Raw genomic sequence first — 26,499 nt, 5'->3', positions numbered from 1 at the left:
TTCGTCACCCGTTAAAGTGTAACGAACTCAGGCCAGAGAAGACAAATACCAACAGCAGAAACACACGATCGGATCAAAGCCTACGCTAGAAATTACCACAGTTCATAAACAACAATGCCCGGCTAAACCGGGCATTGATGGAAATCGATATTTATCGGTGAGGCAATTAGCGGCCAGACAAAGGCGGCACAAACACCACGCCCATATCCCACGGCTGCTCAATCCAGGTGTCCTGCGGAATATCAATGACGTAATCGTCAACCAGCGGTTTACCAGCAGGCTTAGCGAAAATGGTCACAAAATGCGCTTTCGGGTACATATCACGGATTGCTTTTGCCGTACCGCCCGTGTCGACCAGATCGTCAATCACGATAAACCCTTCGCCATCTCCCTCGGCACGTTTCAGCACTTTCATTTCGCGCTGGTTATCGTGGTCATAACTGGAGATGCAAACGGTATCAACGTGACGAATCCCCAGCTCACGCGCCAGCAGCGCGCTTGGAACCAGACCGCCGCGGCTGACGGCAATGATGCCTTTCCATTGATCGGCAGGCAGTAAACGCTGTGCCAGTTTGCGGGCATGAATTTGCAACATATCCCAGGTTACGACGTACTTTTCGCTCATAAAATATATCCCAGCCGAATAAAAACCGGCTTAAGTTGAGTCTGAGGGGGGAAAAAGGTTGCGCGAGATTATAGATAGCCGACAACATAAAAACCAGTTTTTCTCAACGTGAGAACCGAGTTTTTCCCGTCAACCTGCGCCCTGCCGAGCCCATTGATTCATATTGCAGCAGGAAAAATAAGGCAGGGTCGACGGCAATTCCCCTGCTTTGATGGAAAATGATATTCTGTTATGACACGCCATATTATGTGGCTAACCGCGATTAACTTTTAACCTATAGCCCTGCCCGCCAGAACGCGAAGGCTGGCCGCTAACAAGGAGACTGAAATAGTGTCTGAATTGTCTCAACTTTCCCCCCAGCCGCTGTGGGATATTTTCGCCAAGATCTGTTCCATTCCGCATCCGTCTTATCATGAAGAAGCGCTGGCCGCACACATTCTGGAATGGGCTAAAGAGAAAGGCATTCATGCCGAGCGCGATCAGGTCGGCAATATCCTGCTGCGCAAAGCGGCAACCGCAGGTATGGAAAATCGCAAACCTGTCGTATTGCAGGCGCATCTGGACATGGTGCCGCAGAAAAACAACGACACCGTACACGATTTCACTACCGATCCTATCCAGCCTTATGTTGACGGTGAATGGCTGAAAGCACGCGGCACCACGCTGGGCGCGGATAATGGCATCGGTATGGCGTCTGCGCTAGCGGTGCTGGCCGATCCAAACGTCGAGCATGGCCCGCTGGAAGTGCTGCTGACCATGACGGAAGAAGCCGGTATGGATGGCGCGTTTGGCCTGCAACCAAACTGGCTTCAGGGCGAAATCCTGATCAATACCGATTCGGAAGAAGAAGGCGAGATCTACATGGGTTGCGCGGGCGGTATTGATTTCATTACCCGTCTGCCGCTGACGCGCGAAGTTCCACCGGCTGGTTACCAAACGCTGAAACTGACGATTAAAGGGCTGAAAGGCGGCCACTCCGGCGGCGATATTCATCTGGGTCTGGGTAACGCCAATAAGCTGCTGGCTCGTTTCCTGTTCGAACAGGCGAAAGCGCTGGATATCCGCATTCTCGATCTGAATGGCGGGACGCTGCGTAACGCCATTCCACGTGAAGCCTTCGCCACGCTGTCACTGCCAGCTGCAAACGTCGAGCAGTTGAAGACGCTGAGCCAGGACTATCTGGCGGTGCTGAAAAATGAACTGTCCGCCGTTGAGAAAAACCTGACCGTACTGGTGGAAGCCAGCGACAGCAATGAGCACCCGCTGACGCAGGACAGCCGCGATCGTCTGCTGGCGCTGCTCAATGCCACACCAAACGGCGTGATCCGCATGAGCGACGAAGTCAAAGGTGTGGTGGAAACGTCACTGAACCTGGGCGTTGTGACAATGGAAGACGACCACGCGGAAATCATCTGCCTGATTCGTTCGCTGATCGACAGCGGTAAAGATGCCGTCGTCGGTACGCTGACGGCGCTGGGTCAGTTGGCTGGCGCGAAAACGTCACCGAAAGGCGGCTACCCGGGCTGGCAGCCGGATGCGCACTCACCGGTCATGGCGCTGGTTCGAGAAACCTATCAGAAGCTGTTCAACAAGACGCCGAACATCATGGTGATTCACGCTGGTCTGGAATGTGGTCTGTTCAAGAAACCGTACCCAGACATGGACATGGTTTCCATCGGGCCAACCATCACCGGGCCGCATTCGCCGGATGAACAAGTGCATATCGGCAGCGTCGATCTGTACTGGAAATTGCTGACAGAACTGCTGAAAGCGATTCCGCCACGCGCTTAATCACGTAGTCATAAAAATCAGGGCGGCGCATAGACGTCGCCCCTTTTTTATCCTCAACTAAACAGCCTTATCCCCAATCAAACACCAGCTGCCGCTCAATTTGCGGATCGAGCAGCGTCACATGTAGCCCAACCAGCCGGACGCCTCTGGATTTACGCCGCTCCTGCCAGGTTTGCTGTGCCAGCTTTAACAGATCCTGTTTATTCAACATCGGCCACACATGTTCCTGCGTGGTTTGCTGAAAATCATCAAACTTGAGTTTGACGCCCTGACGCGCAATATGCAGATCGGGTTTTACCCGTTTCAGGCGAACTTCCAGCTCTTGATAAAGCTGTTCAATCAGATTTTCACACTGTCCCCAGTCGTGGATATCCTGCGCCAGCGTCTTCTCCACACCGACCGACTTCCTCAGCCTATCCGGCGAAATCCGTCGCTCATCGATTCCCTGACATCGCTCCCACAGTACGCGGCCAAACTTGCCGAATTCTTTAAGCAGATCCGCCAACGCGTACACTCGCACATCCGCACAGGTATGCAGGCCGCGTTCTTCCAACCGTTTCGCCGTCACCTTGCCGACGCCGGGGATCTTCTCCAACGGCAGCGACAGCAGGAAATCATCCACCTGCTCCGGCGTAATGACATATTGTCCATTCGGCTTATTTAACTCAGACGCGATCTTTGCCAGAAATTTGATCGGCGCAATCCCCGCCGATGCCGTCAGATTCAGCTCATCCGCAATAGTTCGACGAATTTCTTCGGCAATACGTGTCGCCGAACCGTTGCAATGCGGACTGTCGGTGACATCCAGATAAGCCTCATCCAGAGAAAGCGGTTCGATCAGCGAGGTGTAGCGGGCGAAGATATCGCGGATTTGGCGCGAGGTGGACTTATACACATCCATGCGGCCGGGCAACAAGGTGAGGTGTGGACACAGGCGCAAAGCGGTTGCCGTCGCCATCGCACTGCGGACGCCGTAGCGCCGGGCAGGATAGTTAGCGGTACTGATGACGCCACGGCGATCGGCGCTTCCACCAATCGCCAGAGGAATATCGCGCAGGCGCGGGTTATCACGCATCTCAATTGCTGCGTAGAAGCAGTCCATATCAACATGAATGATTTTGCGCATACTGGCCCTCTGAAGATACTGTATAAATATACAGATCAAAGTCAGTATAGACAAGCAGCGCAATAATGCCCGCGTTTACTGCGCGATCAGCATCACCAACTTAAATTCCCCCTGTCCGGCAGGATGGAAAGTCTGTTGATGATAGGCGATCTCTCCCAGCAGAGGGTGGTGGAAACGTCGCTCGCCGCCTTCACGGGCGGTTACCGCCTGCTGAGACCACCAGAGATTGAACTCGCGGCTTTCTTCACACAGCGCCATCACCACGTGCCGAACGGACTCGACAGACGCATAATGGCTGGACTCCGCCCGAAACTCCGCCACCACCCGTCTGGCACGTTCCGGCCAATCAGCGACCAGCGATCGTGCCAGCGGGTTAAGAAACATAAAGCGCAGCAGATTCGGTTCAGGATCGTTTCCCAGCCATCCGGCGAACAGCTGTTCCGACGGCGCATTCCACGCCAGCATGTTCCAGTTGCCATCCAGAAGATACGCAGGACAGGTAATATGGTGCAGACTGGCGGCAACCCGCGCATCGAGCGACATTGCCCTACCCTGCTTCTGAGGATCCTGTACGCCAGCCAGACTAAAAAGATAATCATGCTCTGCGGGTTCCAGCTTTAACGCCTGCGACAAGCGAGTCAGCGCCGAGGCGGAAGCGGACACATCACGCCCCTGCTCAAGCCAGGTATACCAGGTGGTGCTGATTCGGGCGATTTGCGCCAACTCTTCGCGGCGTAATCCACTGGTGCGCCGCCGACCGGACGCGGGCAAGCCGACCCTTTCCGGCGAGGTCCGCTCACGCAGTGCCCGTAAGAAAGCCCCCAGCGCCTTTGGGCCGCTCAGAGAATTGGCAGACATAAACGAATTTGCAGACATAATCAGGTGTCCTTTTCATCCCGCTTGTCCAAACGGCACGCGATGACAACAGCATGAGTGAAAGAAGTGTTAATTAAACAGGGAGTATTTTATACCCGTATAAATGCTCATATTGTACCCGTATTTTTCCCTCACTATAGTGTTCTCAGACCGACGTCTTCTTTAGTGGCTGGCGCGCCGCCGTTTACCCAGATAAAACAAGATCAATTCAGATAGAGCGAGAGCAATGATGGAAGAAAAACAGGATCATAATCGTCGTGTTGAACACCAGTTCGGATCACAGGCGCAGAGCTACCTGACCAGTGCGGTGCATGCGCAGGGCAAAGATTTGACCCGGCTGGCTGCCTTATTAGCGCCTTTTCCGCAGGCACAGGTGATCGACGTCGGCTGCGGTGCCGGACACGCCAGCTTCGTTGCCGCACAGGCCGTCGCGGAGGTTATCGCCTACGACCTGTCTTCTCAAATGCTGGAGGTAGTCAGTCAGGCTGCGATGCAGAAAGGGCTGAATAATATCCGCGTTCAGCAAGGCGTAGCCGAGTCTTTACCGTTCAAAGATAGCAGCGCAGACATCATCATCAGCCGTTACTCTGCGCATCACTGGCATGATGTCGGACAGGCGCTGCGGGAAATGCGTCGCGTCCTGAAACCGGGTGGACGCGTTATCATGATGGATGTCGTGTCTCCCGGTCATCCGCTGCTGGACAGCTATTTGCAGACGGTAGAGAAACTGCGGGATACCTCGCACGTGCGTAATTACGCGCCGGGCGAATGGCTGAGTCTGTTTACGGAAGCAGGGTTTATCGTGCGTAACGTCACCAGCGACAGACTGATGCTGGAGTTCAGCAGTTGGATCGCCCGTATGCGCACGCCAGAACATTTTGCTATCGCGATTCGTGAACTGCAAAAAACGCTGCCGGACGAGGTGGTGCAACATTTTGACGTACAGGCAGACGGTTCCTTTGTCACCGACATTATGATGATAGAAGCCACCCGCGCCTGACCCGCGTTCTCCTACTATTAACAACCTCACATTGAGCAGCCCGTACCCTTTCGGGCTGTTTTTTGTAAATGTTATTTTTTAGCGCTTTTCAACGCTTGATTAATATGAAACCAATGATAATGTGATTTCGTTTTCGTCGTTATCTATTCGCCGACGAAATATATACCGATAACGGCTGTCCCCACGCTTTCGCTAAGACACCAGTAGCGCGACGCGGATGCCGCGTGTAGCAGGCAATTTTATTATCAGGAATCATAATGCAAAAAATCGCGCTGTCGTTTGCGATGTTGTTTTTTTTGCCTTCTCTTGTTGTTACCAGCGCAGCCAGCGAGACCGCACCGCCGCTAGCGCCGATAGCAAAAGAATTAAAACAGCAATTATTAGGCTCTCCGATCTATATTCAGATCTTTAAAGAAGAGCGAATATTCGAACTGTATGCGAAAGTCGGTAACGAATACCGTTTATTGGATCAATACCCAATCTGTAAATATTCGGGCGGGTTAGGGCCAAAACGCGTTGAAGGCGATTTAAAAAGCCCGGAAGGTTTCTATCAGGTCGATCTGCGTCAGTTAAAACCAGACAGCCAATATTACCGCGCAATCAATATCGGTTTCCCCAACGACTATGATAAATCACAGGGATATTCCGGCCGCTATTTGATGATTCACGGCGAATGTGTGTCGGTTGGCTGCTATGCCATGACCAACACCTACATGGATGAGATTTATCGCTACGCTGAAGCGGCGCTACGCAACGGTCAGCCGAAGATTGATATCGCTATCTACCCGTTCCGCATGACGGAACAGAACATGCAGCGCCACCGTAATTCCACCTACGCCAGCTTCTGGAAACAGCTTCAGCCGGGGTACGCCTATTTTAATCAGCACAATCAGCCACCGGCCATCACGGTATTTAACGGGCAATACGTCGTTAACCCACCGTTGATGACCAGCCAGCCGACCTTAAAGTATGCGCTCGCCGAAACAAAATAGAACGAATTCACCTGGCATGATCTGATGCCAGGTTTCGTTGCCCGTCAGCGGCTGCGTCGCTAATACCGTGACGACATCATTGGGTGTCGTCTGCTGCTGAAAATCAATCTCCACATCCTGATCTAACAACGTCGCTTTACCAAACGGCGCACGGCGGGTGATCCAGTAGAGTTTGGTTGAGCAGTACCCCATCACAAAGCGCCCGTCCGACAGCAGCATGTTAAACACACCTTTCTCCCGCAGGACATCCGCCTGTTTGGCGATATAGCGGAATACCGCAGGCCAGTTACCCGGCGTACGCGGGTAACGCTCAGACAGTTGGGACAGCAGCCAGCAGAAAGCAAATTCGCTGTCCGTCTGGCCGACAGGGCGAAACATCCCCGTTTTCAGGGTGCTATAGCCTTTCAGTTGCCCGTTGTGGGCATACGTCCAGTTTCGCCCCCACAGTTCGCGGGTAAAGGGATGGGTATTTTCCAGCGACACCGCGCCGCGATTCGCCTGGCGGATATGTGAAACTACCGCACACGATTTGATCGGATAATCCTGCACCAGTCGGGCAATCGGCGAGTTATAGCTTGGCAGCGGATCTTTGAACGTACGACAGCCGTTCCCTTCATAGAAGGTGATTCCCCAGCCATCCCGGTGCGGACCGGTGTTTCCACCGCGTTGTATCAGCCCGGTAAAGCTAAAGCAGATATCCGTCGGTACATTCGCGCTCATCCCCAGCAGTTCACACATCTGACTTCCTACCCTTCCCTTCTTGCCCTTTTAGAGCGTATTAATGCGGCTTACTGATCCGCCATCTCTTTTTCAATCAGTTGAATCAGGATGTGGATCGCTTTGATATGGATTTCCTGAATGCGGTCGGCATAACCGAAGTGCGGAACACGAATTTCCACATCGGCTGAACCCGCCATTTTGCCGCCGTCTTTCCCGGTCAGCGTAATGACCTTCATGCCTTTCGCTTTTGCTGCGGCAATCGCTTTAATAATGTTGCCGGAGTTACCAGACGTGGAAATACCCAGCAGCACATCGCCTTCACGCCCCAGTGATTCGACATAGCGTGAGAAAACAAAGTCATAGCCAAAGTCATTGCTGACGCAGGACAGGTGGCTCGGATCGGAAATCGCAATGGCCGGATAGCCAGGACGGTTCTCGCGATAACGCCCCGTCAGCTCTTCAGCAAAGTGCATAGCGTCACAGTGTGAACCACCGTTACCACAGGAGATCACTTTACCACCCGCTTTAAAAGCGTTAGCCAACAGCAACGCAGCGTTTTGAATCGACTGAATGTTCGCATCATCACTCAAGAAATTATTCAGTGTTTCCGCTGCTTCTTTCAGTTCACTACGGATTAAATCCTGATACATGGAATCCTCTCATTTTGTCTGGTGACAGTATCATCTTCTGCCATGCAGTGTAGCGGATCGTACTAACAGCGAGAAGCGCGTAATCACGGGATCGAGAGGATCGCTGATGCTCGTCAGAAAACACACGGCTGCCGTTCGGTTTGTGAAGTGAGTTGTAATTATGATGTAAACGAATTGATAAAAATAATCAGATAAACTACAACGAATATAAGCAACAGGTCAGACCTCTTACGACATTGACCTATTACGCCTTATTTCACTGATGAAAACGGTTCTCGCTTTCCACTGGCACACTAAGCCTGGAGAAAAGTGAAAACCCTCCATTCGATCACAATGCTGGAGACACGTTATGGTTGCTGTCAGTATCCTCCTCCTACTGATTATCATCGGAGCGATGTTTTATCATCGGCTCAGTCTGCTGCTCGGCAGCGCCATTCTGCTGGCCTACTTCGCAGCCATGTCCGCGATGTTACTGTGGCCAGTCTGGCTGATGATTCCGCTCGTGATCCTGCTGATTCCGATTACGGTTCCTTCCCTGCGTCAAAAATTGGTTTCCGCTTCTGCGCTGCGCATGTTCCAGAAAGTCATGCCGCCGATGTCGAACACGGAAAAAGAGGCGATCGATGCCGGGACAACCTGGTGGGAAGGCGATCTGTTTCGCGGCGCGCCGGACTGGAAAAAGCTGCATAACTATCCGCGTCCGCAATTGACCGCCGAAGAGCAGGCGTTTATCGACGGGCCAGTTGCTGAAGCCTGCCGGATGGCAAACGACTTTGAAATCACCCACGAACGCGCCGATATTCCACCAGAACTGTGGGAATTTTTAAAAGAGCACCGTTTCTTCGCCATGATCATCAAGAAGCAATACGGCGGGCTGGAATTCTCTGCCTATGCACAGGCACAGGTACTGCAAAAACTGGCTGGCGTCTCCAGTATTGTGGCGATCACCGTCGGCGTGCCTAACTCACTCGGCCCCGGCGAACTGCTGCAACACTACGGCACGGAAGCGCAAAAAGATCACTACCTGCCCCGTCTGGCACGCGGTCAGGAAGTCCCCTGCTTTGCGCTGACCAGCCCGGAAGCGGGCTCGGATGCAGGTTCGATTCCCGATACCGGGATTGTCTGCTACGGCAACTGGCACGGCGAACAGGTTTTGGGTATGCGCCTGACCTGGAATAAACGCTATATCACACTCGCGCCAGTCGCCACCGTGCTGGGGCTGGCCTTTAAACTGTACGATCCCGACCATCTGTTAGGCGATGAAGACGACGTCGGCATTACCTGTGCGTTGATTCCGACGGATACCGACGGCGTTAAAATCGGCCGTCGTCATTTCCCGCTGAACGTTCCGTTCCAGAACGGGCCGACACAGGGTGAAAACATTTTTGTCCCGCTGGACTACATCATCGGCGGAGCGAAGATGGCAGGCCAGGGTTGGCGTATGCTGATGGAATGTCTGTCGGTCGGGCGCGGCATTACGCTGCCGTCCAACTCCACCGGTGGGCTGAAATCGATTGCTCTCGGCATTGGTGCTTACGCGCACATTCGCCGCCAGTTCAAGATCTCCATCGGTAAGATGGAAGGTATCGAAGAGCCGCTGGCACGCATTGCGGGTAACGCTTATGTGATGGACGCCGCCGCAACACTGATTACCAGCGGTATCATGCAGGGTGAAAAACCCGCGGTGCTCTCCGCTATCGTCAAATATCACTGTACCCACCGCGGTCAGCGCAGCGTGATGGATGCGATGGATATCGCCGGTGGTAAAGGTATCTGTCTCGGCCCGACCAACTTTTTGGCACGCAGCTATCAGGGCGCACCGATTGCGATCACCGTGGAAGGAGCAAATATCCTGACGCGCAGTATGATCATCTTCGGGCAAGGCGCCATCCGCTGTCACCCTTATGTGCTGGAAGAGATGGCCGCAGCGCAGGAGAACGATGTATCACGCTTTGACCGTGCGCTGGTTGGTCATATTGGACACGTCGGCAGCAACAAAGTGCGCAGCTTCTGGCTTGGATTGACCAACGGCCGTCTGAGCCGTGCGCCAGTGAACGACAAAACGCGTCATTACTATCAGCAGCTCAACCGGCTCAGTGCGAATCTGGCACTGCTGGCAGATGTATCGATGGCGGTACTGGGCGGCAGCCTGAAGCGTCGCGAACGTATCTCGGCGCGCCTCGGAGATATTCTCAGCCAGCTTTATCTGGCGTCAGCCACACTGAAACGCTATGAAGACGAAGGGCGTCAGAAAGCGGATTTACCGCTGGTGCACTGGGGCGTGCAGGACAGCCTGCATCAGGCCGAGCAGGCGCTGGACGAGCTGCTGCGCAACTTCCCGAATCGTGTCGTGGCAGGACTGCTGACTTTCATCATCTTCCCACTGGGTCTGCGCTGCCCGGCACCGTCTGACCGCCTCGATCATGAGGTCGCGAAGATTCTGCAAACGCCGTCGGAGACGCGTAATCGTCTGGGACGCGGTCAATATCTGGTTGCCAGCGAACACAACCCGGTCGGGCTGCTGGAAGAGGCTTTACTGGATATCATCGCCGCCGAGCCGATTTACCAACGTCTGGCGAAAGCCAGCAACAAGCCGCTACCGTTCATGCGACTGGATCAATTGGCAGAACAAGCGCTGGTGGAAGGTCAGATTACCGCAGAAGAAGCGGCTATTCTGACCAAAGCCGAAGCCAGCCGCTTACGTTCAATCAACGTGGATGACTTTGCGTTCGACGCACTGGCCGCCAACAAACCTAAACCGGTCTCGCAGTCAGAAAGAAAAACCGAAGCAGCATAAACAGCAACAGGCCGCCAATATGGCGGCCTGTTCTTTCATTTACACACGCATCAGTTGTAAAATCCACATCCTCTTTCCTTCTGAATGAAACCCGACACATGGCTTACATCCCCAAGAACTACGCCAGACTTGAAAGCGGCTACCGCGAAAAAGCGCTCAAACTTTTCCCGTGGGTATGTGGTCGCTGTTCACGCGAATTCGTCTATTCCAACCTGCGTGAATTAACCGTTCACCACATCGATCACGATCACAGCAATAACCCGGAAGACGGCAGTAACTGGGAAATGCTGTGCCTCTACTGTCACGACCATGAGCATTCAAAATATACCGATGCGGATATGTATGGATCGACGGTCGTCGCGGGTGAGGATGCGCAGAAGGATGTTGGCGTTGCCACGCATAACCCTTTCGCGAATTTGCAGGCGATGATGAATAAAGGGAAGAAATAGGTCTGTTTACCGCTCCCATCCGATTCGCGATGGGAGCGAGAACTTACATAACGCCGTTACACGAATCAGGCACCGCTCTGCCGTACACGCGCCAGCAACGCATCCACATCAGCAATATGCGGAGCCGCCAGCACTAAGGTTCTGCCCAGGGAAATAGCATGACGCTGGCACGCTAAACGCGCTTCCGTCTCCTGAATACTGTCCAGATCGGCGACGTGCGCCAGCCCAATCGTGCGGCGAATCAATTCGGTTCCACAGTACCCAACGGCATCCCGCCATACCTGCTGTAAAAACAGCGCGGCATAGCCCGATTCCGCCAGTGCCGGATCGCGGCTTTCATTGTCGCTCAACGCCAGAAAACGAGCGGAAAAGGTCTGCCACAGCGTACGAATATCTTCCAGACGCCGTTCACGCCCTGCCGCCGCCTCACGCGGTGCCAGCAGCCCCGGCAGGCCGCAATAATTCAGCAGCAGGTTGCCGATTGCCGTACCGACATCAAAACCAATCGGCCCGTAGAAACCAAATTCAGCATCAATCGCCTTTAAACGCCCTTCTGCGACAAAAATCGAACCGCTATGGATATCACCGTGCAGTAACGCCTCGGCTTTGCTCAGAAAGCCATGCTTCAGCCCGGCAACCGCCAGCTTCAACGCTTTATCGTCACGTAGCGCCTGTACATCCGGCGTCAGCGCCGCGTCAAACTGGTTTCTTTCATGATCGATATAAGGATCGGTAAAGAAAAGGTCTTCGGTAATCTGACACAGTTCAGGGTTGGTGAACTGGCTCACCGCCGCTTTCTTCTCATGCGGGTGCTGATGAAAATCAGAAGTGTGGAATAACGTCTGTGCCAGATATTCTCCCAACTGTGCTGCCGCCTGAGGATAATCCGCCCCTTTAACCAGCTCGCTACGCCAGATACGATGATCGGAAAGATCTTCCTGCACCATTACTGCCAGTTTGGGATCGTGATAAAGCACGGTCACGGTGTGCTGCGGACAAAAGCGCGCGTGTGTCAGCAACGTTTCGGCCTCAATGCGGGCGCGATCGAGGGTCAGGGGCCAGGATTCTCCCACGCACCGCACATAAGGCAGCGCCTGTTTGACAATCACCCGGCTGACGCCCGTTTCATCTTTAATTTTAAACACCAGATTCAGATTGCCATCGCCGATTTCTTCTGCGGCTACCAGCGTTTGCGGCTGACTGACACCGCCGAACTGGCGGGCATATTCAACAGCGTCATTCGCCGTAAAAGTGCGGTAAAGTGACATTCCAACTCCTCGCTATTCTGAAATCAAAACGGTTCTAAAATTAAAACTATCCTTGAACTAAATATATGGACATAAAAACGTTCGGACGTCTATACATCTATTAGGCATCTTGGCAGAATAAGAATATCGATGCAACATGGATTTAACGACCGATGCAGACACTTAACACCACCAGCCTGAAAATCGTTGATAACCAACTGTGGATCCTCGACCAGCAGGCGCTACCGCAAGAAAAATGCTGGCGCCCTTGCCCGGATGTCGCCTCACTGGTTGAGCATATCCAAACGCTACGCGTACGCGGTGCCCCGCTGATTGGCCTGTCCGCCAGCCTGCTGCTCGCCCTACTGGCAGAGAAAGGGTTATCGCAGGCCGAACTGGCACAGGCGCTGGACACGCTGCGGGCATCGCGCCCTACCGCCGTGAACCTGATGAACAATCTGGATCGCATGAAGCTAGCGTTGGCACAGCCGCAGTTTGTCGCTGCGCTGGTGCAGGAAGCCCTACGGCTGGTAGAAGAAGATCGCGCGCTGTGTGAACGCATTGCCGACCATGGCGCAGCGCTGGTGAAACCAAACAGCCGTCTGCTGACCCATTGCAACACGGGCGGGCTGGCAACAGCCGGCATCGGCACCGCCATCGGCGTGTTGCTGCGTGCGCACCAACAGGGAAAGGTCACTCAGGTGTGGGTTGATGAAACCCGACCACTCTTGCAGGGCGGACGCCTCACGGCCTGGGAACTCGGCGAGCTGGGTATTCCTTATCAGTTGATCTGTGATTCGATGGCCGCCAGCCTGATGGCACAGGGCCAGGTCGATGCGATTTGGGTCGGCGCTGACCGCATTGCCGCCAACGGCGACGTCGCCAATAAGATCGGCACTTACAGCCTCGCGGTGCTGGCGCACTATCATCAGATTCCGTTTTACGTCGCGGCACCGCACACCACGCACGATCCCGCGTGCCCGGACGGCCGAGCCATACCTATCGAACAGCGCGCCGCCGCCGAAGTCACCGGCGTCTCCGGCAGCTTCGGCCACTGCCAGTGGGCACCGCAAAACGCGGCAGTCTACAACCCAGCGTTTGACGTCACCCCCGCCGCATTGATCAGCGGCTGGATACTCGATACTGGCGTGGTCACGCCACAGGATGTGAAAGAAGGGATATTCCAGACGGCGTTAAAGTGACGATAAACAAATATTTCCAGAAAATTCAGGATACGCCGCACGGGCGCGGCGAAGCCATCACCCAATAGTGACCGTTCCCCCGCCCATCACCACGCCACCACAGCTCACTGCATCACCCGTGCGCGCCGCAGGTTTACCCTCAACGAGTACGCTGGATGAACCGCTGCTAATGCGCCGATCATGGCCGTGAGGAGCCAGCGGATCGCCTTGTCGAGCCAACGGGAGGCCGTCAACCTTAACCGTTGATGAGCCTGAAGCGACAGGCGTAGACGGATGGCTACCGTGCCCCGTGTCGCTATCGCCTACCTTAACGGCGTTACCCATTTTTTAGTCCTTTTAGTTGATTAGTTCTTTTAACTGAATAGTCAGACTTGCTGCGACCATCATGCTGCGGCCTCGTCATCGGCAGCCAATACCTCTATTCCACGTGGGACGAAGAAATTATTGTTCCTCAACATCGTATTCGCCTGATCGTCCAGCGTAGCGAACCGGAGTTCCTCTGATGCAAAGTCGTGCATAAAATAATTGAAGAAGATATCCGCCTCACGAGGCACCCGCTTCCGGCTATCAAAGAACTTCACCAAATCGGCGCCGTGATACATCTGCCGACGCAGCCCCCTGCTTCTCCGCACATTATCCGCATCATACTCAACCTGCTTCAGCCAGCCCCACTGCGCGTTGAGTTTATCCCGTTCACTTCCACTCACGTTTCGGAGGAGTATCTTGTAGTCATGCAATTTTTCCCCCAGCCAGACGCAGTAGTGGATCATATGCAGTTCGAACACCTCTGGGGTCGGGGCCGTTTTCCCTACCCATTTGCTGTAGAACTCACTGTATGCCTTCGCGGAGTAGCCCTGCCGGCTATCCTGCATGACGAAATACTGGGCTACTCGTGGGTTTTTAGCATCAAGAGTGCGAAAATTGGGAAAAGGCACCTGCGCCCTACGCGCGGTTTCAAACATTTGTCGCAACGGCACCCGGCACAGCTCGGCACTGGGGCGCTGTTCGTTGGGTAACAGTCCTCCCGTCACGTCTTCACTGATGCCGGGACAGAGCACCTCACGCCAGCCGGACCGGAGCGGCCCCAGGGGCAGCAAAGGACGGTATTCTCGTCGTTCATGGGCCGCAATCAGGTGCAAAGCGCTTTTTACTGCGGGGTGGAGGGGCTTGTCGAACTCAATCACTTTCGCGCCAAAAGCCGTAGTGATCATACCAACAACAGGGTGCCGGGCAACGAGACCCGCCCCGTCAGAGACGGTTGCCACGGTATCCCCCATGTCCAGCGAGCTGCGGCGCGTGCAGTCGAACAGGCCAGCAAAGATCACCTCAACCTTGCTGTCTTCGTAGCGATACTCGCTCCCTACTTTGGTACAGACCGACACCAGTAACTCGTCGATAAAGCGTCGGGCTAACGCCGCCCCCAGATCGGCACCGAACACCGAAATCTGGATCAGTTTGATGGGCAGTTGGTTCTCCTTTTTACTCAGTGCAATGCTTTCTTTGAACTTGTTTTTAGCCAAATCTACCCGAGCATCGACCCCAGTCATCATCAACTCGGCCACGATCGGGTTATCCCGAATTGGCTCGGCGGCTTCGAGCAACGCGCGGGTCACCGCCTTTTTGGCAGTCGACGCTACGGCATCGAGGCCGCTCTTCATGGTCCGCAGGTCATCTAGCTTATTGGAGAGCACCTGACTCCAGTCCCCCTTGAAAACACCCTTGACAGTATCGACCGCCGTTTCTTTCCCCTGTTCAACCAGTGCATCGGCATAGTCCTCAGGCAGAGCTTTCTGTCTGGCGTCCAGAATGCTGTCCAGTCTCTCGGATGGCGTATCGTCAAGGGGGGTAGCTAAACCAGGAATATAAACTTTGGCATACGTGTATGAAGAAGTAAGGTCTGCTTTTATTTTTAGAGAGTGGGCACGAAACAAACGTCCTACGTTAGTCAGCCGCTGGCTCTCTTCATCCACATTGATATTGCGTTTCAGACCATCAAAGAAGAAACCTATCTGTAACACCAGTGAGCAAGTACCTATACCTGCCTGATAACGGCTCTCTTCACGCGCAACGCGACATTCCAGATCATCCCAATCCACCATTGCTACTTCCTTGTCCGATAAGTATCAATCACATCTTTCATACCAGGAATACCCCACCCAACCCAGCGCACCATCACTTGGTTATCCGGCAGAAACAGCACATAGAAATTATCTTGTCCTTTTTCCCTCTTAGGCATTGGTAAAATAACTGTATGAATCTCAGGGCGATAGCCCAATTCGTCATATTGTCGGCGGGTCATCGCCAGTTCCCATTTTATCTTAACTGTATCTCCCTCTATCCGATAAGGTCCCGCAGAACTGCCTCCCGTATTAAGTCCATCAAATGCGTCGGTATTCCCTCCCATATTGCCATTGACATACACATAGCTAATGGGGCGGTCGATCACCGAATGGACAACGATTGACGCTCCGCCATGCCGTTCCTGAATCAGGAATGTCCAGCCCAGCCAAAGCACCAGCAGAATGCTTGCCGTCCACCGCCCCCAGCGCGGCAAGATCTGCCATATCGCCGTTATCAGCCCCGAGATCACTCTTGTCAAACCGCTTGCCACGCTCATGTTCGTCCCTTTTGTTCTTGCTGATTCAATTCCTTTGCCACATGTTGGGTCGCTATCTCGCCCACCTGATGACGGCTCTCTTCACGCGCAACGCGACATTCAAGATCATCCCAATCCACCATTACAACTTCCTCGTCCGATAAGTATTTATTACACCCTGCATATCTTGGTGACAACGATAGGTCCAACGTATCATGGGCTTGTTATCGGGCAAAAATAGGACACAGAAATCATTTTGCCCTTTTTCACGTTTCGGCATCGGCAGAGTGATCGTATGTTTTTCAAATTGGAATCCTGATTTTTCCTGTTCCTCAGTCATATCTAATTCCCAATCTATTTTGACAATATCTCCCTCTATCCTATAGGGACCTGCGGTTTTCCCCCCCGCATTCCGCCCGTCAAATGCATCGGTATTTCCCCCCATATTGCCGTTGACATAGGCATAACTAATCGGTCTATCCATTACTGACATAACCACTAATGATGCTCCGCCATGCCGTTCCTGAATCAGGAATGTCCAGCCCAGCCAGAGCACCAGCAGGATGCTTGCCGTCCACCGCCCCCAGCGCGGCAAGATCTGCCATATCGCCGTGATCAGCCCCGAGATCACTCTTGTTAAACCGCTTGCCACGCTCATGTTAGTCCCTTTTGTTCTTCCAACGCCTGCTGACCACCTTCCAGATAGGCTAATGCCCACAACCGTCTTTGAGACTCTGTCGCACCAGCCTGCTCGGCTTTCGCCAATGCCTTGCGGACCATGTTCATCCTTTCACAGGGTGGGAAATGTCTGATGCTATCCCCCTCTTGCCACAGAGCGAGCAGGCGATGCTCGTCAGGCGAACCTTGCAACGCTTGATATAACTCAGGCGTCAATTTCACCAGAACAGGTTCAGTGGGAGGGATCGATAGACTCAGTTCGTGCCAACTGCCGTCGCATTCTCGTAACCACCAGCGGTCGATCCCGCCAAACAGCCCACCGAGCCACGGGGCGTCGTGTTGTTCAACAAGCAGAGGCAGCGCGTGTGGCGTATAGAACCGCAGCAATTGGCTAAATTGCCCTGCAGGTTCAATCACCCTCACACCCAAAGCCAGTTGCCTTTGCAAAGCGCTAAGGGATTGGTCGCTCTCCAACAGGCCAACCACGTGCCTCTGCTGAACAAGCGTCGCCAGTAATCTTTCGTCCTCTGGTAAACAATGCCAAAGCCAGGGACCCAGATTGATCAGTTCAAACAAGTCATCATGAAAATAGAGCGGTAAAAACGGATTTTTGCTCAACCGTTCGCGCTGTTCAGCGGTGAGGTTCGCCCCTTCCAGCAAGGCGAGACAGGCACCCCGGTGCCAGATAGTTTCAGGTAGCATCTTATTCTCCCTGTATCAACGCATCGCCCTGCGCCATGGCACGCAGCAGACAGGGAATACAGACCGGTTTTTCAAGAGGCGGTATTTTGGGCAATGGGGACGGCGCAATCACCTCAACCGTTCCCGGTAATGAGGGCAGTTGGCCTGCCCAACCAGAGCCACAACCCGGGCTGCCGCCTGAATTCATCTTGATGCCAGGGCCGACCAGCGTCACGCCACTGGGGTCAATCTTCACGAAGCTTCCCCCGACTTTCAGCGTCAGCTCTGCGCCCGCTTCAAGAACCACCTTAGCCCCCGCTTTTACATGCACTTCCTCACCAGCCTCAACCAGTAACGCTTGCCCCAGTTTCTGATGCATCGACGCATCAACGGTCAGCGAGAGGTCTCCTTTCACGTGGTCACGTTTCTCATTCTCAACCGTCAGGTGATCGTTGGCTTTAACGCGGGTGACTCGCTCATTATCAATCTCCGTGTGGGCATCATGTTTGATGTGCCAGACCACATCGTTCTCAACGAGCGCCTTGAGATCTTTCTGCCCGTGAAGATAAATCTCCTCCTGACCGGCCTGATCCTCGAAGCGCAATTCATTAAATCCTTCTCCCTGATGCGTCTTCGTGCGCAGTACGGTTCGTGTCTTATTGGCAGGCAGCGGATACGGCGTCGGATTGGTCGCGTGGAAGGTACGCCCGGTGACAATCGGCTGATCCGGGTCACCTTCAAGGAAACTGACGATCACTTCATGGCCGATACGGGGGATAGCAATCATGCCGTACTGACCGCCCGCCCAGCCCTGGCTGACGCGTACCCAGCAGGAGCTCTGGTCATTGCTCGCGCCGTATCTGTCCCACGGGAATTGCAGTTTCACCCGACCATACGGGTCACAGTAGATTTCTTCCCCGGTCGGACCGACAACCGTGGCGATTTGCGGGCCGTCCACCATCGGTTTATACGGCATCGCGGCGCGCCACGTTGTTGTCCCTTTCACCACCGCAAAACTGTTACTCATCGTGGTCGGTTCACCACCGCTTTCCTCTTCCAGCGCCTGCGGTTGCTGCCCGACGTGCGTCACGCTCACCGTCTGCCACACCGCATTCAGCGTCGTATTCGGGTGCTCCGTCAGGGTAAACGTACTGCCCGGCATCAGCCCCGCGCAGTTGGATTCCCCTTCGCTCGTCACGGCTCCAGACCGCAACGCATCCAGCCGGTAGCCGCTGAACGCCTTGCCGCTCGGGTCTTGCTTATAGCGCCCCGGATAATCGTAATGCTGGTAGCTTTCGCGCTGATGTTCCAGCTCACCGCTCATCTTCTTGTGCGACAGCCCGTAAGCCGGCGTCTTGAAGCTATAGTCTTTCAGCTCGACTTCGGCCGTGCTCACCCGCTCTGCGTAGTGGAAGCGCCGGACATATTCACCCTCGCTCAGTCCCTGCGTCGCCAGATTGAAGAACAGCTCGGGGCCTTTGGTCAGTGCGCCCGCATCATCGGCAAACACCACACGGTGTTTACCCTCTTCGTATTCGTGGAAGAAGTACATGCCTTCCTCCGCAGCCAGACGGGTGATAAACGCCAAATCACTTTCCCGGTACTGCACGCAATATTCCCGCACCGCGTGCTCGTTGCGCAGCGCAAAGGCGTAGTCGGTGATGCCCGCCTCTTCCAGCAGCATGCTGATAATGGCTTCCGGCTTTTGTGCCTGAAAAATGCGGGCGTTGGTGCGTAACCCCAGTCGCCACAGCGCCGGACGGACTTCTATCTGATAGCGCGTGCGCCGGAATCCGGTATCGCCCTGCGTGAAACCACTGACAATCCCGCTGACCCGGCGTTTCAGTTCGCCTTCATACCACACCATCAGCTCGCACGGCTGGTCCAGCACCGCGCCGAAATCGACATCCGGCTGTGCACTCGCCAGACTCAGCGACAGGCTGAAAGGCCGGTTCAACCCTTCATCCAGCCTGAAACCCACCACTGCAAAAGTGCCTGCCGCCAGGGCACCGACCTTAACGGTGAACTGTAATCCTGTACTGTTTGCCATAGGCTTTCTCCTTATTTTTATGTTTGTACTGCTGCCACGGTGACCGCATGCGCCATCATGGCTAAACGCCACATGAGCAAAAACGTCATGCAGGTGAAAAGCGCAGAGCATTTAAATTGAGCAGCGATGCGGTATGTTCACGTCGTGGGAAACAAGAAGGTCGCGAGGTTGAAACGGTATGAAGAGTGATGAAAACGTTCCGTGTGGCATCCTTGACGCTATTCCTTTTAAGAAAATACGCGTAAAGGATAACAAGATGTTCATAGTGCTAATAGCGCAAAAAAAGGCCTAAAACCAAGCAAGCACATTGATTAATATTAAAATAATATCATTTTTAATAAATTAGATAGCGAATCAAAAAAGACTCAATCATCATCTGAGAACAGGGCATTCCCCCTGTTCTCAACCTATTGATAAACCCGTCATACTTCAAGCCGCATGTGCGTTGGCTACGTTCAAATACTCGGCCCATCGTGGGCCTCGCCCTAAAGGGCCGCTGCAAGCAGCGTTCAAATCTGCTCCCGGCAGATTTGTCACCCGAATCACTTACCTGAGTAAGCTCATCGGGATTCTCTCTCTTGCCGCCTTCCTGCAACTCGAATTATTTAGGGTATAAACCATTTTTATTCATGGAATAAGGGCATAGCCCCCTACGCGCTAGCGTTCCAATTTCGGATACGCATCCGCGATCTTATCGCCAGTAAAATGCGCGATCCAACCTTCTGGGTTATCGAACAGGCGGATGGCGGTGAAGTGCGGTTCCGGCCCCATATCAAACCAGTGCGCGGTGCCTGCCGGTACGGACAGCAGATCGTTCTTCTCGCACAGGATCTGGTAAATCTTGCCGTTCAGGTGCAAGCAGAACAGCCCCGCGCCTTCGACGAAAAAGCGCACTTCGTCTTCGTGGTGAACATGCTCGGATAAAAACTTGGTGCGCAACTCCGCACGCTGCGGGTTATCAGAACGCATGCTGATGACGTCCCAGCTCTGATAGCCTTTTTCTGCCACCAGCTTATCAATCTCATGCTGATAGGCCGCCAGCACTTCCTCCGACGACGGCGCATCGCTCAGCTTCTGGCTGGCTTCCCAGCGTTCAAAACGTACACCGATTTCGTTCAGTTGTTTCTGAATCGCGTCGGCATCCTGACTTTGCCAAATCGGCTGGCTTGCATCGCTGTCGCTAAAAATGGTTAATCCACTCATTGGGCGTACTCCGGTAAGTCGATCTGGTCAAAACGTGCCACCTGACGGTGACGGCTTACGCTATCCGCATCATCACGAATAAGCTGGCAGGTATGCCAGCCGGCTTCCTGCGCGGCATCCAGCTCCTGACGGATGTCCGACAGGAACAGAAGCTGTTCGGCAGGTAGCCCGATGGCTTGCGCAATCGTGCGATAAGAATCGGTCTCGCGCTTCGCGCCGACGCGGGTATCAAAATAGTCGCGGAACAGCGGACGCAGGTCACCCGCATTGCTGTAACCGAACAGCAGTTGCTGCGCTTCTACCGAGCCTGATGAGTAAACATAGAGGCGCAGGCCTTGCTGCTGCCATGCGGCGAGCTGCGCCGCCACTTCAGGGTACAAGTGCCCCTGAAAATCACCATTACGATAACCCGCACGCCAGATAATGCCTTGCAACAGCTTCAGCGCGGTAGATTTACGGTCCTCATCCATAAACTGGTTCAGCGCGGCAATCAGCGTCTCACTATCCGCATCCGGCTGGCTCAGTTCCTGACGCAGCGCGTCCAGCGCCTGCGCGATCTCAGGATCGCTACCGTGCTGCCGCACCGTGTCGGCCAAACGTTCCCGGGCATAGGGAAACAACACACTGTGGACAAAACGAATGTCGCTGGTGGTGCCTTCAATATCCGTCACAATGGCCTTAATCATGCTTTCGCCTCCAGCAGTCGCCGTTGCAATTCACATTGGAACAGGAACTCCAGCCCTTCCAGATGGCGACGTGCTTCTTTCACCGTCGCGCCCCAGCAGTAAAGGCCGTGGCCGCGCACCAGAAAACCGTAGCGCAACGGCGTGTGGCTAGCGTACTCGGTTACCCGCTGTGCCAGCGCAGGAATATCCTGATCGTTATCGAAAATCGGGATCGCCACGCGATCCAAATGGGTCGTCTGCCCCGCCAACGACTTTTGCATTTCATAGCCGTGCAGCACCAGTTCAGCGCCCTTTTCTACCCGAGACAGCACCGTGGCATTCACCGAGTGCGTGTGCAGCACCGCACCAATAGTCGGTTCTCGGCGATACAGCAACGTATGCAGCCCCGTTTCCGCCGATGGCGTACGGCCGCTCGGAACATGGTTCGTGGCAATCTCCACCAGCAGGAAATCCTCTGCCTGAAGGCTGCCTTTGTCTTTACCCGATTCGGTAATCAGGCACTGTGCGTCATCAAGGCGTACGGACATATTGCCGCCCGTCGCCGGACACCAGCCCTTCTCGCCGATCCAGTGACAGGCCGCAAGCAGCGCCGTCAATTGTTGATTTTCAGTCATGAGGCTTCCCGTTTTTGGTCTTTCTTTTTCAAAGCATGCAGTTGCAGGTTTAGATCTTTTCATTATGTCTTAGCACGCAAAGGCATTTAGCCGTTTAAACGTCCAAGCGTCTTGATTGCCAAATACTAACAGCATGTTATATTACGAGGCAATACAGGCTTGCAGGAGTCCTACCCGCTATGAGCGCCGCGCTAATCCCCGACAGTAAACTGCCTTCGCTGGGCACCACCATTTTTACTCAGATGAGTGCACTGGCCCAACAGCATCAGGCCATCAATCTATCACAAGGTTTCCCTGATTTTGACGGCCCGGACTATTTACAACAGCGGCTGGCGTATCATGTCAGTCAGGGCGCGAACCAATATGCGCCGATGACCGGCGTCGCGCCGTTGCGTCAGGCAATTGCTGAAAAAACAGAAGCACTGTACGGCTGGCGACCAGATGCCGATAGTGAAGTCACCGTCACGGCGGGTGCCACTGAAGCGTTGTTTGCCGCCATTGCGGCGCTGGTGCGCCCCGGCGACGAAGTGATTTGTGTCGATCCCAGCTATGACAGCTATGCGCCTGCCGTTACGTTGGCTGGCGGCGTACTCAAACGCATCGCCTTGCAGCCGCCTGCGTTTCGCGTGGACTGGTCGCATTTTGCTGACCTACTGAGCGATCGGACTCGTTTGGTCATTCTGAATACCCCACACAACCCGTCCGCCACCGTCTGGCAGAAGGCCGATTTTGAACAACTGTGGCAGGCGATTGCCGCACGTAACATCTTTGTACTGAGCGATGAGGTCTACGAGCACATCTGTTTCGACAGTGAAGGGCACGCTAGCGTGCTGGCACACCCGTCGCTGCGCCAACGCGCCATCGCCGTCTCATCGTTTGGTAAAACGTTCCACATGACTGGCTGGAAAGTCGGCTACTGTGTCGCCCCCGCGGTATTGAGTGCGGAAGTGCGTAAAGTTCACCAGTATCTGACGTTCTCCGTGAACACGCCTGCCCAGTTTGCTATTGCCGATATGCTGCGTGAACAGCCGCAACACTGGCGTGAACTGCCCGATTTTTACCGTGCCAGACGCGATCGCTTCATCAACGCGCTGGCGAGCAGCCGTTTCGAGATTCTTCCTTGCGAAGGCACCTACTTCCTGCTGGCGGACTATCGGGCGATTTCCGATCTGGACGATGTCAGTTTCTGCCGCTGGCTGACCGAACACGTTGGCGTTGCGGCCATTCCGATGTCCGTCTTTTGCGCCGACCCGTTCCCACATACGTTGATTCGACTATGCTTTGCTAAACAGGAAGCAACGTTGGATGCCGCTGCGGAGCGTTTATGTCGACTTTAAAGATTTCACTACTGCAACAGCCGCTGGTCTGGCGCGATGGGGAAGCCAATCTGCGCCATTTCGATACCTTATTGGCAGAGATGAGCGGACGCGATCTGATTGTGCTGCCGGAGATGTTCACCACCGGCTTTGCAATGGAAGCCGCTAAAGGCAGTCTGGAGCAGTCGGTTGTAGAAGCGTGGCTGCACCAGTGGGCGCAGAAAACGAATGCCCTGATCGGCGGTAGCGTCGCGGTGAACACACCAAAAGGCGCAGTGAACCGTTTCCTGCTGGTCGATCCGCACGGTGAGGTGTATCACTACGACAAACGCCACCTGTTTCGCATGGCGGACGAACACCACCATTATCAGGCAGGCACAGAACGGGTCACTCTTGAGTGGCGCGGCTGGCGCATCTGTCCGATGATCTGTTACGACCTGCGTTTCCCGGTCTGGTCGCGCAATCGGCAGGACTACGATCTGGCGCTGTATGTCGCCAACTGGCCAGCGCCTCGTGCAGCACACTGGCAGACGCTGTTAGCAGCGCGCGCCATTGAGAATCAGGCCTACGTTGCAGGCTGTAACCGCGTCGGCACTGACGGCAGCGGTCACAGCTACCGTGGCGACAGCCTGATTATTAATGCACAGGGGGAAATCCTGGCTTCTGCCGCCCCCAACCAGCCTGCCCGTCTGGACGCAGAACTGTCGCTGGAAGCGCTGCAAAGCTATCGGGAATCCTTCCCCGCCTGGCGCGATGCCGATCGCTTTACGCTGTAAAGCAGAGAATTATGCGCCCAGCAATGTATATACTGTGGCGCATGTTACGTTATTCAGTATTGGTGCGCATCATTTCAAGTAATTACGATAAACTAGGCATAAGGAAGTGTTTTTAGGTAAACATATCCAAGCATACATCTGCCTAAATAACATTTAGCATCAAGGAAATAACCTTTACTGAATATCATTCCATATGACTATAAATACTGTAGTTCCTTATGTGGAATAACGTAGAAGGAAATATTGTGTCCGGTAGAAAACAGCATTATATTCCACGATCATTCCAACGTGGATTTCTTGTATACAAGAAATCTAACCAGACGCATGTCTACCACTCTAATAGAAATTATCCATCTAATATCGACAATGTGGCTGCACAACGTGACTTTTACTCTGAACCATCGAATGATGGAAAAAAAACTCTTGACGACATAATCACTGATTATGAAAACAGACTAGGTGAGTTGTTAATAATACTACGCGGTATCGAATTGGGCGGAGCGGTAGACGCTAGCATAGCCGCGGAAGTTATTGCGCACTTAACTCCCCGAGGAAATAGTATACGTCGCATGTTCGACAGTGGTACAACGAAACTCATGATGGGCATATCCGATATTTTCTCTGACAAAGAAGCGATTGCCTCACTACTTGGTTTGGAAGAACCTGTGCCGAACCAAACTTGGAATAAGCATATTGCATCAAACCTTAGTGAAGATGAAAGGTTAACTCAATTTATTGAACTGATTATTGAGAAAACAAAAATTCCGAAATCATCATTTGATCGGGTATTATTTATGTTTGCAAAGGAATACATGCTAGGGGATAAAAACCCTATATTCGACCAATTTCAATTGGTTTTTTCTAGCCTATTTTCTCGAATTGACGATATTGTAAGTAGTGGGCATAAACAGATGTTGAGTAATGGATTGATTGCGGAACCACGTAAACAGGACTTAGAAGAATTTACATGGAGCATCCTTCCTGCACCAGCAGATGGCGCAATCATGCCTGACTGTATTGCGCTTGGATTCGATGAAGAAGAAGGCATATTTCTCCCCTACATAATGACCTCGAAAGCATCTACGGTCATTATACCCCTGACATCACAAAAATTGCTTGTAGGGATACGCTCAGGAAGTACTTTATCTGACCTATCTAATTTTAATCATGAAGCGTCGGAGTGTAGCGATGAGCTTTTTATCGCGTCAGCATCGACTCATACGGCTTTGAGCAATAACATTGGTAAACGTTGGAAAGGCAAGATGGACTCAGCTGTCCAAGATGCTTTAAGTAGTATCAGCAAGACATACAATCCCCCAGAAAACAAAACTGCCGCCCCATCACTTCCGGCAACACGTTCTAGTTATCAGCTCACTTTCATTGGTTGGTCTACAGAGGAAGACATTTCCCACATCACTGAAACCATTCAATTTCTTATAAAAGAATTATGCCAATGGCTAAACCTAACACGGCTAGACGGCATTACATTTACATCAGATTTTGAAAAAGCGCTTACAGAAACAGAACGTGGTTTTGACGTAAATACAACGCCAGAAAGTCTTCCTGACCATATTGCACAGGGAGTTTCAGCTCTCTTAGTTATAAGAAATGGAAAGCTCAAGGTACGTGTCGTGTTCAACAAAGAATATGCCTTGTCTTTGATTGGGGAGGACATACAAAATACAAGAATTGCGTTGCACCTGATTGTGGCGGGGTTGTCTATCGTGCATATGGTAGAGCAATTTGAAAACACTCTACCCAATTTTCTGATGGAACCAGTAATAATAGACAACCATGACGCAGTATTACATTGCGCCATGCGTAAGGCATTGCGCGCTTATCGATATGCTAATATCAGCGCTAAATTTGGAGCAGAAGATTTGTTTGAGCAAGAATTCTCAAATTATCTCACTCAATCCTTCGACTTGGCTTATGCAGATATAGCCAAAGCAAAAGAGGAACATGCTGTAGACAATGATCACCCCAAGCTATTTAATGCTGTCCTTGGTGCTGTAGCCTATATTCTGACGACCTCGGCCCGGCTACTCGGACACCTAGATGGAATGGGAAAGCCCCCCTTGCCAACTCCAGAATCATCTGCTGGTAATGCGATAATATCGCGACAACTTACAGGGTGGATCAATGCATTTGCGTATGATTTACAGCAATTCTGGAAGAAAGAATCGTGGACGCGCGAAGACCTATATGCTCTGAATATCCATGTAGAGCGCCTGCTATGGCCATGCGGCATCTTACTTTACCCCGCTGATAGTGGTCAGGGAACGATGATTTCATCATTCCAAACTGACCAGACACTTCTTTAGCTTATTGCTTTTACTATACTGATGATTACTCACTAGTATTGCATACGATTATTTGCTTCAAAGTCCCGCCACAACGGCATCAAACTCAAGACTAGTGAAT

Annotated in this window: 24 protein-coding genes; 9 read left to right on the top strand and 15 right to left on the bottom strand. The window is 53.2% G+C overall.

Annotated features, from left to right (window positions below; genetic code table 11):
- Window positions 1-166: 166 nt before the first annotated feature.
- Window positions 167-625, bottom strand: a complete 459-nt coding sequence (gene gpt / locus I2D83_RS05415; protein WP_010282559.1) for a xanthine phosphoribosyltransferase — start codon at window positions 623-625, stop codon at window positions 167-169.
- 330 nt (window positions 626-955) lie between these two features.
- Here gpt and pepD point away from each other — a divergent pair, with 330 nt between their 5' ends.
- Window positions 956-2,416 (top strand): beta-Ala-His dipeptidase, encoded by a 1,461-nt coding sequence (gene pepD / locus I2D83_RS05410; RefSeq protein WP_205947682.1) that lies wholly within the window; start codon window positions 956-958, stop codon window positions 2,414-2,416.
- A 67-nt stretch (window positions 2,417-2,483) separates the two neighbouring features.
- On the opposite strand, the gene dinB is transcribed toward pepD, so the two are convergent.
- Window positions 2,484-3,542 carry a DNA polymerase IV gene (dinB, locus tag I2D83_RS05405; protein ID WP_205947681.1) on the bottom strand — a complete coding sequence of 353 codons (1,059 nt, stop codon included), beginning with the start codon at window positions 3,540-3,542 and terminating at the stop codon, window positions 2,484-2,486.
- Between the two features lie 75 nt (window positions 3,543-3,617).
- On the bottom strand, window positions 3,618-4,418 hold the full coding sequence (locus tag I2D83_RS05400; protein WP_205947680.1) for a helix-turn-helix transcriptional regulator: 801 nt from the start codon (window positions 4,416-4,418) through the stop codon (window positions 3,618-3,620).
- 229 nt (window positions 4,419-4,647) lie between these two features.
- Here I2D83_RS05400 and I2D83_RS05395 point away from each other — a divergent pair, with 229 nt between their 5' ends.
- Both I2D83_RS05395 and dpaA read left to right on the top strand, forming a co-directional pair.
- Window positions 4,648-5,418, top strand: a complete 771-nt coding sequence (locus I2D83_RS05395) for a class I SAM-dependent methyltransferase (RefSeq protein WP_043881977.1) — start codon at window positions 4,648-4,650, stop codon at window positions 5,416-5,418.
- A gap of 257 nt (window positions 5,419-5,675) precedes the next feature.
- Window positions 5,676-6,410: a peptidoglycan meso-diaminopimelic acid protein amidase gene (gene dpaA / locus I2D83_RS05390; RefSeq protein WP_015841444.1), complete on the top strand. Its 735-nt coding sequence runs from the start codon at window positions 5,676-5,678 to the stop codon at window positions 6,408-6,410.
- On the opposite strand, the gene I2D83_RS05385 is transcribed toward dpaA, so the two are convergent.
- Together I2D83_RS05385 and lpcA are read right to left on the bottom strand one after the other, a co-directional pair.
- A complete protein-coding gene (locus I2D83_RS05385; protein WP_015841445.1) occupies window positions 6,381-7,148 on the bottom strand; it encodes a class II glutamine amidotransferase in 768 nt (255 codons plus the stop codon). The genes dpaA and I2D83_RS05385 overlap by 30 nt on opposite strands.
- Before the next feature lie 50 nt (window positions 7,149-7,198).
- Entirely contained in the window at window positions 7,199-7,780 is a 582-nt protein-coding gene (lpcA, locus tag I2D83_RS05380; RefSeq protein ID WP_205947679.1) for a D-sedoheptulose 7-phosphate isomerase, read from the bottom strand.
- Between the two features lie 349 nt (window positions 7,781-8,129).
- Here lpcA and fadE point away from each other — a divergent pair, with 349 nt between their 5' ends.
- Both fadE and yajD read left to right on the top strand, forming a co-directional pair.
- The gene (gene fadE, locus I2D83_RS05375; RefSeq protein WP_205947678.1) at window positions 8,130-10,577 is read left to right on the top strand and encodes an acyl-CoA dehydrogenase FadE; all 2,448 of its coding nucleotides are present in this window, start codon (window positions 8,130-8,132) and stop codon (window positions 10,575-10,577) included.
- Between the two features lie 98 nt (window positions 10,578-10,675).
- Window positions 10,676-11,026, top strand: a complete 351-nt coding sequence (gene yajD, locus I2D83_RS05370) for an HNH nuclease YajD (protein WP_010282592.1) — start codon at window positions 10,676-10,678, stop codon at window positions 11,024-11,026.
- A gap of 65 nt (window positions 11,027-11,091) precedes the next feature.
- On the opposite strand, the gene mtnK is transcribed toward yajD, so the two are convergent.
- On the bottom strand, window positions 11,092-12,294 hold the full coding sequence (gene mtnK / locus I2D83_RS05365) for an S-methyl-5-thioribose kinase (RefSeq protein WP_205947677.1): 1,203 nt from the start codon (window positions 12,292-12,294) through the stop codon (window positions 11,092-11,094).
- A gap of 152 nt (window positions 12,295-12,446) precedes the next feature.
- Between mtnK and mtnA the strand changes: the two genes are divergently transcribed.
- The gene (mtnA, locus tag I2D83_RS05360) at window positions 12,447-13,475 is read left to right on the top strand and encodes an S-methyl-5-thioribose-1-phosphate isomerase (RefSeq protein WP_205947676.1); all 1,029 of its coding nucleotides are present in this window, start codon (window positions 12,447-12,449) and stop codon (window positions 13,473-13,475) included.
- Window positions 13,476-13,532: 57 nt separating this feature from the next.
- Here mtnA and I2D83_RS05355 read toward each other — a convergent pair whose 3' ends face one another.
- The 9 genes from I2D83_RS05355 to I2D83_RS05315 all read right to left on the bottom strand — a co-directional run bounded on the left by I2D83_RS05355 (window position 13,533) and on the right by I2D83_RS05315 (window position 21,983).
- Entirely contained in the window at window positions 13,533-13,799 is a 267-nt protein-coding gene (locus I2D83_RS05355) for a type VI secretion system PAAR protein (RefSeq protein ID WP_181846059.1), read from the bottom strand.
- Between the two features lie 59 nt (window positions 13,800-13,858).
- Window positions 13,859-15,574 (bottom strand): DUF2235 domain-containing protein, encoded by a 1,716-nt coding sequence (locus I2D83_RS05350; RefSeq protein ID WP_205947675.1) that lies wholly within the window; start codon window positions 15,572-15,574, stop codon window positions 13,859-13,861.
- Between the two features lie 2 nt (window positions 15,575-15,576).
- Complete coding sequence (locus I2D83_RS05345; protein ID WP_119871846.1) at window positions 15,577-16,092, bottom strand: DUF3304 domain-containing protein; 516 nt, start codon at window positions 16,090-16,092, stop codon at window positions 15,577-15,579.
- A gap of 121 nt (window positions 16,093-16,213) precedes the next feature.
- Window positions 16,214-16,729, bottom strand: coding sequence for a hypothetical protein (locus I2D83_RS05340; protein ID WP_181846061.1), 516 nt, complete (start codon window positions 16,727-16,729; stop codon window positions 16,214-16,216).
- Window positions 16,726-17,451 (bottom strand): DUF4123 domain-containing protein, encoded by a 726-nt coding sequence (locus I2D83_RS05335; RefSeq protein ID WP_205947674.1) that lies wholly within the window; start codon window positions 17,449-17,451, stop codon window positions 16,726-16,728. Before I2D83_RS05335 ends, I2D83_RS05340 begins: the two co-directional genes overlap by 4 nt.
- A gap of 1 nt (window position 17,452) precedes the next feature.
- Entirely contained in the window at window positions 17,453-19,480 is a 2,028-nt protein-coding gene (locus tag I2D83_RS05330) for a type VI secretion system Vgr family protein (RefSeq protein ID WP_205947673.1), read from the bottom strand.
- Between the two features lie 657 nt (window positions 19,481-20,137).
- Window positions 20,138-20,683, bottom strand: a complete 546-nt coding sequence (locus tag I2D83_RS05325) for a 1,2-dihydroxy-3-keto-5-methylthiopentene dioxygenase (protein ID WP_039475458.1) — start codon at window positions 20,681-20,683, stop codon at window positions 20,138-20,140.
- A complete protein-coding gene (mtnC, locus tag I2D83_RS05320; RefSeq protein ID WP_181846065.1) occupies window positions 20,680-21,369 on the bottom strand; it encodes an acireductone synthase in 690 nt (229 codons plus the stop codon). The genes I2D83_RS05325 and mtnC overlap by 4 nt, the downstream gene beginning before the upstream one ends.
- A complete protein-coding gene (locus tag I2D83_RS05315; RefSeq protein ID WP_014916420.1) occupies window positions 21,366-21,983 on the bottom strand; it encodes a methylthioribulose 1-phosphate dehydratase in 618 nt (205 codons plus the stop codon). Before I2D83_RS05315 ends, mtnC begins: the two co-directional genes overlap by 4 nt.
- Before the next feature lie 179 nt (window positions 21,984-22,162).
- Here I2D83_RS05315 and I2D83_RS05310 point away from each other — a divergent pair, with 179 nt between their 5' ends.
- The 3 genes from I2D83_RS05310 to I2D83_RS05300 all read left to right on the top strand — a co-directional run bounded on the left by I2D83_RS05310 (window position 22,163) and on the right by I2D83_RS05300 (window position 26,399).
- Window positions 22,163-23,320 (top strand): pyridoxal phosphate-dependent aminotransferase, encoded by a 1,158-nt coding sequence (locus tag I2D83_RS05310; protein ID WP_205947672.1) that lies wholly within the window; start codon window positions 22,163-22,165, stop codon window positions 23,318-23,320.
- Window positions 23,308-24,075 (top strand): amidohydrolase, encoded by a 768-nt coding sequence (locus tag I2D83_RS05305; protein WP_205947671.1) that lies wholly within the window; start codon window positions 23,308-23,310, stop codon window positions 24,073-24,075. Before I2D83_RS05310 ends, I2D83_RS05305 begins: the two co-directional genes overlap by 13 nt.
- 245 nt (window positions 24,076-24,320) lie before the next feature.
- A complete protein-coding gene (locus I2D83_RS05300) occupies window positions 24,321-26,399 on the top strand; it encodes a hypothetical protein (protein WP_205947670.1) in 2,079 nt (692 codons plus the stop codon).
- The last annotated feature ends 100 nt before the right edge of the window (window positions 26,400-26,499 follow it).

Origin of the sequence: Pectobacterium aroidearum, assembly GCF_015689195.1 — a bacterium.
Classification (GTDB): Bacteria; Pseudomonadota; Gammaproteobacteria; order Enterobacterales; family Enterobacteriaceae; genus Pectobacterium; species Pectobacterium aroidearum.
Note: the sequence above shows the minus strand (reverse complement) of the source record. Positions and strands in the feature narration are given on the sequence as shown.